This window comes from Oceanobacillus sp. GQ8 (genome assembly GCF_059758495.1).
Window position 1 is genome coordinate 493,396 of sequence record NZ_JCAXEV010000001.1, and the last position, 13,479, is coordinate 506,874.

At 37.7% G+C, this 13,479-nt stretch carries 16 protein-coding genes; all 16 read left to right on the forward strand.

Going from position 1 to position 13,479, the window contains the following annotated elements:
- Positions 1–35 precede the first annotated feature (35 nt).
- The 16 genes from der (at position 36) to aroH (ending at position 13,477) form a co-directional block, all read left to right on the forward strand.
- Positions 36–1,346: a ribosome biogenesis GTPase Der gene (gene der / locus AC6CHS_RS02635; protein WP_036572801.1), complete on the forward strand. Its 1,311-nt coding sequence runs from the start codon at positions 36–38 to the stop codon at positions 1,344–1,346.
- 13 nt (positions 1,347–1,359) lie between these two features.
- On the forward strand, positions 1,360–2,400 hold the full coding sequence (locus AC6CHS_RS02640; RefSeq protein WP_498233905.1) for an NAD(P)H-dependent glycerol-3-phosphate dehydrogenase: 1,041 nt from the start codon (positions 1,360–1,362) through the stop codon (positions 2,398–2,400).
- Between the two features lie 59 nt (positions 2,401–2,459).
- The gene (locus tag AC6CHS_RS02645; RefSeq protein ID WP_498233907.1) at positions 2,460–2,720 is read left to right on the forward strand and encodes a stage VI sporulation protein F; all 261 of its coding nucleotides are present in this window, start codon (positions 2,460–2,462) and stop codon (positions 2,718–2,720) included.
- A gap of 338 nt (positions 2,721–3,058) precedes the next feature.
- A complete protein-coding gene (locus AC6CHS_RS02650; RefSeq protein WP_036572806.1) occupies positions 3,059–3,256 on the forward strand; it encodes a DUF2768 domain-containing protein in 198 nt (65 codons plus the stop codon).
- Positions 3,257–3,274: 18 nt separating this feature from the next.
- Positions 3,275–4,000: a YphF family lipoprotein gene (locus AC6CHS_RS02655; protein WP_498233909.1), complete on the forward strand. Its 726-nt coding sequence runs from the start codon at positions 3,275–3,277 to the stop codon at positions 3,998–4,000.
- A gap of 202 nt (positions 4,001–4,202) precedes the next feature.
- On the forward strand, positions 4,203–5,681 hold the full coding sequence (spoIVA, locus tag AC6CHS_RS02660) for a stage IV sporulation protein A (RefSeq protein WP_498233911.1): 1,479 nt from the start codon (positions 4,203–4,205) through the stop codon (positions 5,679–5,681).
- A 418-nt stretch (positions 5,682–6,099) separates the two neighbouring features.
- Positions 6,100–6,372: a non-specific DNA-binding protein Hbs gene (hbs, locus tag AC6CHS_RS02665; protein WP_036572809.1), complete on the forward strand. Its 273-nt coding sequence runs from the start codon at positions 6,100–6,102 to the stop codon at positions 6,370–6,372.
- Positions 6,373–6,522: 150 nt separating this feature from the next.
- Complete coding sequence (mtrB, locus tag AC6CHS_RS02670; RefSeq protein WP_036572810.1) at positions 6,523–6,747, forward strand: trp RNA-binding attenuation protein MtrB; 225 nt, start codon at positions 6,523–6,525, stop codon at positions 6,745–6,747.
- A 102-nt stretch (positions 6,748–6,849) separates the two neighbouring features.
- The gene (locus AC6CHS_RS02675; RefSeq protein WP_498233912.1) at positions 6,850–7,632 is read left to right on the forward strand and encodes a heptaprenyl diphosphate synthase component 1; all 783 of its coding nucleotides are present in this window, start codon (positions 6,850–6,852) and stop codon (positions 7,630–7,632) included.
- Between the two features lie 4 nt (positions 7,633–7,636).
- A complete protein-coding gene (gene menG / locus AC6CHS_RS02680; RefSeq protein WP_498233914.1) occupies positions 7,637–8,344 on the forward strand; it encodes a demethylmenaquinone methyltransferase in 708 nt (235 codons plus the stop codon).
- A gap of 59 nt (positions 8,345–8,403) precedes the next feature.
- Entirely contained in the window at positions 8,404–9,375 is a 972-nt protein-coding gene (gene hepT / locus AC6CHS_RS02685; protein WP_498233916.1) for a heptaprenyl diphosphate synthase component II, read from the forward strand.
- Positions 9,376–9,458: 83 nt separating this feature from the next.
- A complete protein-coding gene (gene ndk / locus AC6CHS_RS02690) occupies positions 9,459–9,905 on the forward strand; it encodes a nucleoside-diphosphate kinase (protein WP_498233918.1) in 447 nt (148 codons plus the stop codon).
- Between the two features lie 79 nt (positions 9,906–9,984).
- The gene (locus AC6CHS_RS02695; protein WP_498233919.1) at positions 9,985–10,758 is read left to right on the forward strand and encodes a CheR family methyltransferase; all 774 of its coding nucleotides are present in this window, start codon (positions 9,985–9,987) and stop codon (positions 10,756–10,758) included.
- 102 nt (positions 10,759–10,860) lie between these two features.
- Positions 10,861–12,030 carry a chorismate synthase gene (gene aroC, locus AC6CHS_RS02700; protein ID WP_498233921.1) on the forward strand — a complete coding sequence of 390 codons (1,170 nt, stop codon included), beginning with the start codon at positions 10,861–10,863 and terminating at the stop codon, positions 12,028–12,030.
- On the forward strand, positions 12,030–13,106 hold the full coding sequence (gene aroB, locus AC6CHS_RS02705; protein ID WP_498233922.1) for a 3-dehydroquinate synthase: 1,077 nt from the start codon (positions 12,030–12,032) through the stop codon (positions 13,104–13,106). The genes aroC and aroB overlap by 1 nt, the downstream gene beginning before the upstream one ends.
- Positions 13,103–13,477: a chorismate mutase gene (gene aroH / locus AC6CHS_RS02710; RefSeq protein WP_498233923.1), complete on the forward strand. Its 375-nt coding sequence runs from the start codon at positions 13,103–13,105 to the stop codon at positions 13,475–13,477. The genes aroB and aroH overlap by 4 nt, the downstream gene beginning before the upstream one ends.
- The last annotated feature ends 2 nt before the right edge of the window (positions 13,478–13,479 follow it).

The window sequence follows — 13,479 nt, forward strand, 5'->3', positions numbered from 1 at the left end:
AAAATAAGAACGTATAGAGAGAGGATGCTCCTTTCATGAGAAAATCTGTTGTAGCAATCGTAGGAAGACCTAATGTCGGAAAATCGACAATATTTAATAGACTAGTCGGAGAAAGAATTTCAATTGTTGAAGATATACCAGGTGTAACGCGTGACCGAATATATGCAGAAGCTGAATGGCTAACTTCCAAATTCAATCTTATTGATACTGGTGGAATAGAGATTGGAGATGAACCACTCCTAGTCCAAATGAGACAACAGGCAGAGATAGCAATTGATGAAGCTGATGTTATTATCTTTCTGTTAAATGGTCGGGAAGGCATAACTGGGGCTGATGAAGAAGTAGCCAAGCTACTATTTAAATCTAACAAGCCAGTTGTTCTGGGAATAAACAAAATTGATAACCCAGAAATGCGTGAGACTATTTATGAATACTACTCATTAGGTTTTGGAGAACCATTCCCTATATCAGGATCGCATGGATTAGGGTTAGGGGATTTATTAGACGCAGTTGTAGGGCATTTTCCACAACGATCTGAAGAAGTCTATGATGAAGAGACCATTTACTTTAGTTTAATTGGTCGCCCGAATGTTGGGAAATCTTCCCTTGTTAATGCCATGCTTAACGAAGAACGAGTTATTGTGAGTGAAATAGAAGGGACCACAAGAGATGCAATTGATACCACACTAACTCGAGACGAACAAGATTACGTGATTATTGATACGGCTGGTATGCGTAAGAGAGGAAAAGTTTACGAAACAACTGAAAAATATAGTGTTTTACGGGCACTAAAAGCCATTGAACGATCTGACGTTGTGCTCGTTTTAATTGATGCAGAAACCGGTATTAGAGAGCAAGACAAGAAAATTGCTGGTTACGCACATGAAGCGGGAAGAGCTATTGTCATTGTAGTAAATAAATGGGATACCGTAGAATCAAACGAGAAAGCTATGAAGGAATTCGAGACAAAAGTTCGTGCGCATTTTCAGTATTTAGATTACGCACCAGTGGTCTTCCTATCTGCAAAGACCAAAAAGCGATTACACACCCTTTTACCTGCAGTCAAATTAGCAAGTGAAAATCATGCAAAACGTGTACCTACCAATGTGTTAAATGATGTCATTATGGATGCAATTGCAATGAACCCTACCCCTACCTTAAAAGGGAAGAGGCTTAAGGTGCTTTATGCAACACAAGTTGCTGTCAAACCACCGAGTTTCGTGGTATTTGTAAACGATCCCGAATTAATGCATTTTTCCTACGAACGTTTTCTAGAAAACAAAATTAGAGATGCCTTTGGTTTTGTTGGAACACCTATAAAACTGTTTGCAAGAAGAAGACAATAAGGAGGAAGGGCATATGGAGAAAGTAGCAGTTATTGGGGCAGGGAGCTGGGGAACAGCCTTAAGTATTGTCCTTGCTGATAATGATCATGAAGTACGATTATGGACACACCGTAGTGAACAGGCTGAAGCAATAAATAACCTGCATCGAAATGAAAAGTATCTTAAAAATGTGGAGATACCTAAACACATTAGAGCATATCACGATCTAAGCGAAGCAGTGGATGAAGTATCTGCAGTAATTGTAGTGGTTCCTACCAAAGCAATTCGCGAAGTTTGTAAGCAGCTTCAAGCTGTCTTAAAACAAAAAGTTACCATCATCCATGCAACTAAAGGGATAGAACCTGTAACACTTAAACGAGTATCACAGTTAATAGCTGAAGAGATGGAACAATACACGGAAGAAGAAATTGTTGTACTATCGGGACCTAGCCATGCTGAAGAAGTAGCATTAAGACAACCAACTACGGTAACAGTATCCTCAAAGGATGCCCAAAATGCCTCATACGCTCAAGATTTATTTATTAATGATGCGTTTCGTGTATATACGAGCCCAGATATATTAGGAATTGAACTAGGTGGCGCTTTAAAAAATATTATTGCGCTTGGAGCAGGAATTTCAGATGGTCTTGGTTATGGAGATAATGCTAAAGCTGCTCTAATAACGAGAGGATTGGCTGAAATTGCCAGACTAGGAACTTCCCTTGGTGCAAATCCATTAAGCTTCCTAGGTTTGCCTGGAGTCGGCGACTTAATTGTGACTTGCACGAGTGTGCATAGTAGAAACTGGCGTGCCGGGAACCTATTGGGCAAAGGTTATAAGCTTGATGATGTATTAGAACAAATGGGCATGGCCGTCGAAGGTGTTAGGACGGTTAAGGCTGCCTATCAATTTGCTGAAGAGCAAGATGTAGAAATGCCAATTACCAAAGGTATATACGAGATTCTCTTTAAAGAAGAGAACCCTAAAAAGGTTGTCGAGCAATTGATGAGTAGAACGAAGCGAGAAGAAATGGACGACCTTGCAGCGCTTTTAAATGAGCGATATACCCAATAACACGGATTATACCTCCTTGCATATACTATGTTGAATAACACATGCAAGGAGGAGAATAGGTGAATAACTTTCAAAAAGGTCTGTTTGATAAGATACAGAAGAATGCAAATGTAAAGCCAGAGGATGTATATAAAGTTGCTGATTCTGTGAAGAATGCTGATTTTTCCAATGAGCAAACTGTGAGAAAACTGGTTCGTCATTTGGCCAAGTTAGCTAATAAATCTATACCAAAAGAAAAAGAAGACAAAATAGTTGAGTCTATTACAAAGAACAATGTTCCAATGGATATGCAATCATTAAACAAACTTTTTAAAAAGTAGTAGGAGTATAGGCAATTGAGGATACAGTAATGCTTCCAGCTGCATACACTAAATCGCACAAGCATTCACAATAGAGCTGTAGCGGACATTATTTAGTCATTCCGGGATAAGGCTAGCCCTCTTAATCCCGGTTTTTTCATTTTAAATTTTGTGTGCACTGTGGAACCGGGTCATGCCAACGTTGACCCAAGAAGGGTCGTATTTAGTTGGCGTTCCTCAATACGGCACTTTACGCTTTTCTTTATAAAAAACGCAATTTTATGTTTGGTTTGATTACTCTATGGTATAATACTCCATGCATGAAATTGTTAAGAGAACGCATACAGGAGTGAAGAAAATTGTCTTTATCAATGCTTAAGATGTACATATCATTCGCTGGCATGATATTTTTATTTCTTGCTATAGGGCTCATTCTGCTAAGTCGCTATAAGCTTAAAGGAATATTAGCCGTGATTGTGTCAATTCTTGCATACATATTTTTAATTTCAGGTGGACTTATTATCTTTTATATTGTATTCAGTGGACCAACAGGATAGTACATAGGGAGGATTAATATGAAACACAACTACATACTTGTTTTCACTATGGTTTGTGTACTTGCCGTATTAAGCGGTTGCTTATATCCCCAAGGAGAACTTGCAAAGAACCAACCACCTAATGAAGCCCAATTAGAGATGGTTCAGAGCGCGGTGGAGCAGTATAGAGAAATGAAGCAGGGTTTGGTCCCAATTAAAACAAAGGACAATGATACTCCTTTATTTCAAAAATACTTGGTTGATTTTTCCTTATTAAAGGAAAATAACATTCTACAAGAAATACCAGGTACTGCTTATGAAAATGGGGGTCTTTACCAATATACATTGATTACCCCCGAGGAAGATCCTAGGGTGAAATTAATTGATTTGCGCATTACAGAGCAAATTAGAAGTGTAAATGTCAAATTAGATATATATCGAAATGATCATATATATCCACCATTTAAAAAGGAAATAGAAGAAGGTATATTTACAATTGATTATGAAAAATTAGGATTTGAAAACCCACCACATGTTGTTAGTCCATATTCACAAGAAAATCTTCCTATTATTATGGATGTAGATGGAAATCTCTATGTCGATTATCGTATTGATCTTCTTAATGCATTAGAGGACTATGAGCACACATACCAGGAGGGGGATGATATACGATTTCTGCTTGCAGAGAACACACCATTCGTCCCTGCATACTCGTTACCCTATACTGTCCGTTCAGGGGAACCAGTATTTATGAATGACAAATAAATATCATAAACATGCCCTTGTAACATATATTGTTGCAAGGGTTTATTTGTATACCGCCATACATTTGGATGCGAAGGGAATGAGTAATAATACTTTTACACATATTTAAGTCATATTTTGATAGGACAACATCATAGACTTGTAATGTCAATTAATCGCAGTCTGTACGTAAACAAATGCAAGGAGATCGGGAGGGGATCTTTTGGAAAGAGTTGATATTTTTAAAGATATTTCAAAACGGACAAATGGAGATATTTACCTTGGTATAGTAGGTGCTGTCCGGACGGGAAAATCGACGTTTATTAAGAAATTCATGGAGCTGGTTGTACTTCCTAGCATCGAGGATGATACAGATCGTGCTCGGGCGCTTGACGAACTGCCACAAAGTGCTGCTGGAAAAACAATTATGACAACAGAGCCTAAATTTATTCCGAATCAAGCAGTATCTATTAATGTGGAAGAAGGACTAGATGTAAATGTAAGACTAGTTGATTGTGTAGGTTATGCTGTACAGGGCGCCAAGGGTTATGAAGATGAGAATGGACCAAGAATGATCAATACTCCGTGGTATGAAGAACCTATTCCATTTCATGATGCTGCAGAAATCGGAACAAGAAAAGTAATTCAGGAGCATTCGACTATAGGTGTTGTTGTTACAACAGATGGTTCAATTGGCGAAATACCAAGAAGTGATTATATCGATGCTGAAGCAAAAGTAGTGGATGAATTAAAAGAAGTGGGCAAACCGTTTATCATGGTTGTAAACTCGGTTAAGCCAACTAGCCAGGAGACAGAGCTACTTAGGCAGGACCTAGTAGAGAAGTATGATATACCAGTGCTAGCTATGAGTGTTGAATCTATGACAGAGCATGACGTGTATAATGTCCTTAGAGAATCATTGTATGAGTTTCCAGTATTAGAGGTTAATGTTAACCTTCCAAGCTGGGTTATGGTATTAAACGAAAAGCATTGGTTACGAAAAAATTACCAAGAAGCGATACAGGAAACAGTTAAAAACATTAAGCGGTTAAGGGATGTAGATCAAATAGTCGGTGAATTTAGGGACTATGAATATATTGATAAAGCTAACCTGGCAGGTATGGAGATGGGAGAAGGAGTAGCAGAAATTGACCTCCATGCCCCTGACTATCTTTACGATAATATTCTTAAAGAAATTGTGGGAGAAGAGATTCGAGGAAAAGACCATTTACTTCAGTTAATGCAGGATTTTGCGCATGCAAAGAGAGAATTTGACCAGGTATCTGGTGCTCTAAAAATGGTGAAACAGACTGGCTATGGTATTGCAGCACCATCCCTTGAAGACATGATATTAGATGAACCAGAGATAATTCGGCAAGGGTCGCGCTTCGGTGTTCGTTTAAAGGCTGTTGCTCCATCCATTCACATGATTAAAGTAGAGGTTGAATCAGAATTTGCACCAATTATTGGCACAGAAAAGCAAAGCGAAGAACTAGTTCGTTACCTAATGCAGGACTTTGAGGAAGACCCATTGTCCATTTGGGAATCTGATATATTTGGTAGATCATTAAGTTCTATCGTGCGGGAAGGAATCCAAGCAAAAATTGCTCTCATGCCTGAGAATGCAAGATACAAATTAAAAGATACACTGGAACGAATTATTAACGAAGGTTCTGGTGGATTAATAGCAATTATCCTTTAGCAGCTAATTTTAGCTGCTTTTTGTTTGTTTTTAAAAAGATAATTTGATTAGATAATCCGTCATTTTTCACTCTGCCCAAGATATTTTTCCTGCAACGGCAGGAATTCTGATATTCATGTCGTATATGTATAATAAGCTTTAAAGCCAGAGTATCGCAGCAAATCAGACAAGTTATTAAAATACATTAATTTGGTAAAAATTAGGGGTTTCTTTGGATATATTTTACTTTTTTTAAATAAAAACATAGAAATTCAGCACTAATTGTTGAATTTTGCAGCGAACTCGGTTAATATAAGCCTTGTCATCAAAAGAAAGTGATGGCTTTAAGTATAAAAACAGGCAGATTGGTAAACAAATGATGATAGTTTCTTTTTGTGAGCTAATCTCGATTGAAATGATTTGGGAGGAGGTGAATGTCATGAACAAAACAGACTTAATTAATGCTGTAGCAGAAAAAAGCGATCTTTCTAAGAAAGATGCAACCAAAGCAGTTGATGCAGTTTTCGAATCTGTCATGGATTCACTAAAAGACGGTGAAAAAGTACAACTAATCGGATTTGGTAACTTTGAGGTACGTGAGCGTTCAGCTCGTAAAGGGCGTAACCCACAAACTGGAGAAGAGATTGAAATCCCTGCAAGTAAAGTTCCTGCTTTCAAACCAGGAAAAGCCCTTAAAGATAGTGTAAAATAATTTTACATAGGGCGAAGGGAGAGGATACGCTTAGGCGTATCCTTTTTTTCTTAAATTTATCTTCCTATACTTAATAGTTAGTACCTGGATGTTTGACAGTGCAGGATAGATGGTAGATTATTTTAATGAGAATGCTAAGGAGGAATAAATATGGATGATTCAACAGCTAAATCAGACTTTTTCGTTATAAAGGCTTTGGAAGATGGTGTCAGCGTGATTGGATTGACTAGAGGGACAGATACTAGATTCCATCATTCCGAAAAGCTTGATAGAAATGAAGTGATGATTGCCCAGTTTACGGAGCATACTTCTGCGGTAAAAGTTAGAGGCAAGGCAATCATACAAACTAGCCATGGCGAGATTGAAAATACATAGTGATAAGGCTTTGTCGGATTGTTTGATTATCGATATCACTTAATTTATGCTATAATAACGAAAGCGTTAGTGAAACAATGAAAGGGCTATGGTGATATTTTGATGACTGCAAGATTAGACATTTACCACCTAAAAGAGCTACTCCGTGAAAAAATGAGACATGCTTACTTATATAAGCATATTGAGAAGCCCATATTAGATGAAGCCAAGCTTGTCCTATTAACTGTGATCATAGATGAGACTTCCTTGTCTACTTCGCAAAAAGAAAGCTACATTATTACAGCTATGCTCGTCCAGGTGGCGCTTGATACGCATGAAAAGGTTCCTGCGACTAGTAAGGTGGATGAAGACAAAGGAAGAAAAGTAGCTGGACAGCTAAATGTATTAGCTGGAGATTATTACAGTGGCCTTTATTATTTACTCTTATCAGAGATGAAAGAAATAGATCTTATACATAAATTGGCAAATGCCATTAAAGAAATAAACGAAAATAAAATGAAATTGTACTATAATGAGGCATCTACTTTTGAAGATTACCTCAACATTTTAACAAACATAGAATCATTACTTATTACAAGTGTTGCAAACTATGTTGATAACAACGCCTACGAAAGTATTTACAGGGAATGGATTTTAACGAACCGTTTACTCCGAGAGAAGCAGAACTATTTGCAACATGGTAATTCACTATTGATTGATGCAGGAATTCATTATACAGATAAAGGAAACAAGGAAGACGTTCTTGCTATAGTAAACGAAAAAATTGGTGGAAGTCTTCAAAAGCTTTCTCTTTTTATGAAAAACTATGCAAATAAGGAGACAATACTTGGAGAAGCAATCCAAAAACTCCTAAAAGAAAACAGCACGTTAGCGGAAGAAGGATAGATACATGAAGCCACAACAATCTAAAGAAGAACGAGTACACCATGTGTTCGAAAAGATTTATGGGAAATACGACAAAATGAATTCCATCATTTCCTTTCAGCGTCATAAGTCATGGCGAAAAGATGTTATGCGCCGGATGAATATGGCAGAAGGCTCACAAGTTCTTGACGTTTGCAGTGGAACAGGCGATTGGGCAATTTCTTCAGCAGCTACTGTGGGCCCAAGTGGAAAGGTTATCGGACTAGACTTTAGTGAAAATATGTTATCGATTGCCAAAGAAAAGAAAGAAGATCTTCAATTATCCCAGCTTGAATTACTGCATGGGAATGCTATGGAGCTACCTTTCGAAGATGATTCGTTTGACTATGTGACGATAGGCTTTGGGTTGCGCAATGTTCCTGACTATGTAACGGTGCTAAAAGAGATGTATAGGGTAGTTAAGCCAGGTGGGAAAGTAGTATGCTTGGAAACCTCTCAGCCATCACTAATAGGATTTCGCCAGCTATACTATCTTTACTTCCGATTTATAATGCCATTGCTTGGTAGAATGATGGCAAAGAGCTATAAAGAATATGCCTGGTTGCATGAGTCAGCAAAGGACTTTCCGGATAAAGAAAAATTAGAACAATTATTTCAACAAGCAGGTTTTTCCCGTGTAGAAGTCAAGAGCTATACCGGTGGAGTAGCTGCCATGCATATGGGGCACAAATAAAGCAATCTTTTATGGATTAATAAATTTATACTTTTTAAGTGAAGTTAAAGGTGACACACATGAAGCTAGCAAGAGTTTATAGTTTTTTAAAAAGAGATTTAGACATAATAGAGGAATCCCTTAATGAGGTATTTCAAGCAGAGCATCCTATTCTGCATGCTGCCTCTACTGAGCTTCTTAAAGCAGGTGGTAAAAGGATAAGACCTGTTTTTGTGATACTATCAGGACAACTGGGAAGATATCAGCCAGACCGCGTCAAAACGGTTGCTGTATCGCTTGAACTCATTCATATGGCTACATTAGTCCACGATGATGTTATTGATGATGCATCGTTAAGAAGGGGTCAGCCAACTATCCGGGAACTTTATGGCAATAGGGTTGCTATGTATACAGGGGATTATATATTAGCTAGAGCACTTGAAGAAATAACCCAGATTGAAGATACTCCTGTTCACCAGCTTCTTTCACGAACAATTGTGGAAGTTTGTGTCGGAGAGATAGAACAAATAAAAGACAAATACAATTGGAACCAAGGGCTTCGCGATTATTTGCGTCGTATTAAACGTAAGACGGCTCTTCTCATTGCTACAAGTTGTCAATTGGGGGCCTTAGTTTCTGATTTAACAGAAGCACAAGCTAACAATCTTTATAAATATGGCTATTATATTGGAATGTCCTACCAAATTATTGATGATATATTAGATTTCACCTCAACGGAAAAAGAATTGGGTAAGCCGTCAGGTAGTGATCTATTACAAGGTAATATAACATTGCCTGTACTATACGCAATGAAAGATAAAAAATTTACTTCTGTTTTAAAAAGTGCAATCCAAGCCAACGACACTCTAGACGGAGAGCAGCTTGGTAATATTTTGTATGCTTTAAAAAATACCGATGCCATTGAGCAATCCTATCAACTAAGTGAACTATATCTGCAAAAAGCCTTAAAAGCTTTGGAGGAACTGCCGGAAGGGCGGGCAAAGCATACTCTAGAGAACATTGCTAAATATATCGGTAAAAGACGTTCTTGATAAATCTATTGTTATTTTTCAAAAAATTTGATAGAATTTTTACGGTAGTCTATTAAGCCTATACATATTAGAGGGGTGAAAGCATGGAGACAACTTTTTTAATGGTAAAACCCGATGGTGTACAACGTAACTTAATTGGCGAGATCGTAAACCGTTTTGAGAGAAAAGGGTTTAAACTCGTTGGGGCAAAGCTTATGGTAATTTCAGAGGATCTAGCAAAGAATCATTATGCTGAGCATAAGGAAAGACCTTTCTTCGGGGAATTGGTGGAATTTATCACCTCTGGCCCTGTATTTGCAATGGTTTGGGAAGGACAGGATGTTATCCCAACTGCAAGAGAAATGATGGGTAAAACGAACCCTCTTGAAGCAGCGCCAGGGACAATACGCGGTGACTTCGGTGTGACAGTTGGTAAAAATGTTATTCATGGTTCTGATTCACCAGAAAGCGCTGAAAGAGAAATCGCGTTGTTCTTCAATGAAAGCGAAACCAATTCTTACGAAAAACAGGATAGTGCTTGGATTTATTAAGCAATTAAGCAAAAGCCTCCGTTTTAAATGCGGAGGTTTTTCATTTATAAAAAATTAAGCTGGCGAAAGAGGAATAAACATGATTGACGAATACGTTGGATTTACCGCAAATATAAAATTGAAACTTGGGATTGACCTTAATTTATATAAAGAGGCACAAATGAAAAGAAGACTTACCTCTTTACGAAATAAAAGGGGCTATTCTAGTTTTAAATCATATTTTGAAGCTTTAAATCAAGAAGAATTATTATTAAATGAGTTCATTGATAGAATTACAATTAATGTATCTGAATTTTATCGCAATCCAAAGCGTTGGGAAGTATTGGAAAAGGAAATTTTCCCATTGTTGCTACAAAACACACCAAAACTATCTATTTGGAGTGCTGCATGCTCTACAGGTGAGGAACCTTATAGTCTAGCAATCCTTTTAAATGAATATTTTCCCGAGACAAATTTTCAAATTACCGCAACTGATATTGATCAAAACGCCTTAGAAAAAGCGAAGCAGGGAATTTACAGTGAGCAGTCATTAAAAGAATTACCTGCTAAATTAAAAGAAAAATATTTTAGTGAACATCATGGCCTTTATACTGTAAAACCTATCCTTAAAGAAAAGATCATATTTAAGCAGCACAATTTACTAGCTGATAGTTATCCCAAAAACATGGACTTGATCGTATGTAGAAATGTCCTAATTTATTTTACTGACCCTGCAAAGGAAACCATTTATCATAATTTCAGCGCATCACTTAAAAATGGAGGATTTCTGTTTGTCGGTAGCACGGAACAGATTTTTAGTCCAGCTACATACAAGATGAGCTTAAAGGATACTTTCTTCTATGAGAAACGATAAGATGGGCTGTTTTATACATAAATTGAGCATTTCATGATTTTTTTTACCACAATTCTGTAAGATATGTTATAGTAGTTAGAAAAATCTTAAAGGAGTATGAATATGCGCTATTTAACTGCAGGAGAATCCCATGGAAAACAATTAACTACCATTATTGAAAACGTCCCAGCTGGAATGCCATTACAGAAAGAAAACATTAATGAATCCTTACTACGTAGACAGAAAGGACATGGGCGTGGTAAAAGAATGCAGATTGAAAAAGACCTTGTGGAAATTACGAGCGGAGTTAGACATGGCTACACTTTAGGATCACCGCTATCTCTCGTTATACATAATGATGATTTTAAACACTGGGTAGATATTATGGGTGATGACCCAATTGATGAAGATACAAAAATCAGAAGAGTCATAACAAGACCTAGACCAGGCCATGCAGATTTAAACGGTGCTTTGAAATATGGACATCGCGACATTCGTAATGTATTGGAAAGGTCGTCTGCACGTGAAACTGCTGCTAGGGTGGCAGCCGGAGCTGTAGCAAAAACATTACTTAGACAACTAGGTATAGAGGTAGCTTCCTATGTTAGGGAGATTGCAGGAATCGAAGCAGAGGAAAAGCCTGAATTAACTATACAGGAAAGACAAAATACGGCTGAAGAATCCCCAGTTAGGGTTCTAGATAAAGAAGTAGAACAACCTATGATGGATGCAATTGATCAGGCAAAGAAAGAAGGAGACTCGATCGGTGGGGTGGTAGAGGTCTACGTAGAAGGAATGCCTGCTGGTGTGGGTTCCTATGTACATTTTGATAGAAAACTTGATAGCCGGATTGCAGGCGCTGTTGTCAGTATTAATGCGTTTAAAGGAGTGGAGTTTGGCTTAGGATTTGAAGCAGCCCGCCGAAATGGAAGTAACGTACATGACGAGATAGCCTGGGACAAAACCTCTGGATATTACCGTAAAACAAACCGTCTAGGAGGCTTTGAAGGTGGGATGACTACAGGAATGCCACTTGTGATTAAAGGGGTTATGAAACCAATCCCTACACTTATGAAAAAGCCTCTTCAAAGCGTTGATATTGATTCAAAAGAGCCTTTCAAAGCAACGGTAGAGCGATCAGATGCTTGTGCGGTTCCTGCAGCTGCTGTGGTTATGGAACACGTTGTAGCTTTTGAATTAGCTAATGCTTTAACAGAACAATTTACAAGTGATCAATTTTCTCAACTGAAAAAGGCTGTGGAGGAATATAGAGAAGAAATCAGGTGTTTTTAATGGAGGAAATCGTAATCAAATCAAGTATGCATGATTACACCATTACCATGGGAGAAGGAATACGATCCCAGCTTAGTAAATTTGTTAGCAAAGACTATTCTTCCATCTTAATTGTGACAGATGAAAAAGTTGGTGAATTATTCTTAGAGGATGTTCTAGCAGGGTTAGATAGCGAACACATTTTTCACACAAGTATTAACGCAGGAGAACAATCAAAAGACATTGCTACATTCTATAAGTTGCAAACTGTTGCTTTAGAATGCGGATTAGATAGAAATTCTTTAATAGTAGCGCTTGGAGGCGGAGTAGTAGGCGATTTGGCAGGGTTTGTTGCGGCCACCTTCATGCGTGGTGTTGATTATATACAGATGCCAACAACAATTCTAGCACATGATAGTAGTGTTGGAGGTAAGGTTGCCATTAACCATGAGTACGGTAAAAATCTCATCGGCAGCTTCTATCCTCCTACCGCAGTCATATATGACATGGAAACATTATCTACACTTCCTACAAAAGAAGTTCGTTCAGGTTACGCAGAGTTAGTCAAAGAAGCCTTGATTACGGATCAGATTACTTTAGCCAATGTTTTAAATGCAGATTTAAATAATCTCGTTCCTAGCAAACTCAGCATGGATTTAAAAGCAGGAATTTTGAAGAAAGCAGCAATTGTACAACAAGACGAGAAAGAAGCTGGAGTTCGTAAGTATCTTAATCTTGGTCATACACTTGGCCACGCCCTTGAGTCCTATCATGGATACGGTAAGCTAACCCATGGTGAGGCGGTAGCAATCGGCACGTTATTCTCACTACATATTAGTGAGGACCTTTTTAAAACGACTCTTCCATATAAGGAAATATATGATTGGATGAAGGTAAATGACTATCCACTTCATGCAAAGTTAATTTCAGATACAGAAGTTTTAATTAAAAAAATGAAAGCAGACAAAAAAACGGTAGATAAGAATATACAAATGGTACTACTAGAGAATATAGGAAAGCCTGTGAATAGAATTGTTTCTGACGAAGCGTTACAAAACTATTTACATTCATTTTCAAAAAGGTTGGTGGAAGTATGACACGTGGTATAAGAGGGGCAACAACTGTAGTTCAAAATGAAGCAACTACCATAATAGAAGAAACACGTAAACTAATAGAAGAAATGGTTACAGCTAACAACATTGCACCAGAAGATATTTCCCATGTGTTTATCTCTGTTACACAAGATTTAAATGCAACCTTTCCAGCCAAAGGTTTGCGTGAATTGCCAGGTTACACGTATGTGCCTGTAATGTGTATGACAGAAATAGACGTTCCAGGCAGTCTGTCAAACTGTATCCGTGTTATGATGGTCGCCAATATAGAAATTGACCAATCTAGAATTAACCACATCTTTCACAATGAAGCAATAAAGCTACGTCCTGATTTAACTGAGAAAGGTGGTTTATGACT

What these genes read in the sequence shown, in the direction of transcription:
- der (WP_036572801.1), top strand. Translation starts at nt 36, where the DNA reads ATGAGAAAATCTGTTGTAGCAATCGTAGGAAGACCTAATGTCGGAAAA.
- AC6CHS_RS02640 (WP_498233905.1), top strand. Translation starts at nt 1,360, where the DNA reads ATGGAGAAAGTAGCAGTTATTGGGGCAGGGAGCTGGGGAACAGCCTTA.
- AC6CHS_RS02655 (WP_498233909.1), top strand. Translation starts at nt 3,275, where the DNA reads ATGAAACACAACTACATACTTGTTTTCACTATGGTTTGTGTACTTGCC.
- hbs (WP_036572809.1), top strand. Translation starts at nt 6,100, where the DNA reads ATGAACAAAACAGACTTAATTAATGCTGTAGCAGAAAAAAGCGATCTT.
- mtrB (WP_036572810.1), top strand. Translation starts at nt 6,523, where the DNA reads ATGGATGATTCAACAGCTAAATCAGACTTTTTCGTTATAAAGGCTTTG.
- AC6CHS_RS02675 (WP_498233912.1), top strand. Translation starts at nt 6,850, where the DNA reads ATGACTGCAAGATTAGACATTTACCACCTAAAAGAGCTACTCCGTGAA.
- menG (WP_498233914.1), top strand. Translation starts at nt 7,637, where the DNA reads ATGAAGCCACAACAATCTAAAGAAGAACGAGTACACCATGTGTTCGAA.
- hepT (WP_498233916.1), top strand. Translation starts at nt 8,404, where the DNA reads ATGAAGCTAGCAAGAGTTTATAGTTTTTTAAAAAGAGATTTAGACATA.
- ndk (WP_498233918.1), top strand. Translation starts at nt 9,459, where the DNA reads ATGGAGACAACTTTTTTAATGGTAAAACCCGATGGTGTACAACGTAAC.
- AC6CHS_RS02695 (WP_498233919.1), top strand. Translation starts at nt 9,985, where the DNA reads ATGATTGACGAATACGTTGGATTTACCGCAAATATAAAATTGAAACTT.
- aroC (WP_498233921.1), top strand. Translation starts at nt 10,861, where the DNA reads ATGCGCTATTTAACTGCAGGAGAATCCCATGGAAAACAATTAACTACC.
- aroB (WP_498233922.1), top strand. Translation starts at nt 12,030, where the DNA reads ATGGAGGAAATCGTAATCAAATCAAGTATGCATGATTACACCATTACC.
- aroH (WP_498233923.1), top strand. Translation starts at nt 13,103, where the DNA reads ATGACACGTGGTATAAGAGGGGCAACAACTGTAGTTCAAAATGAAGCA.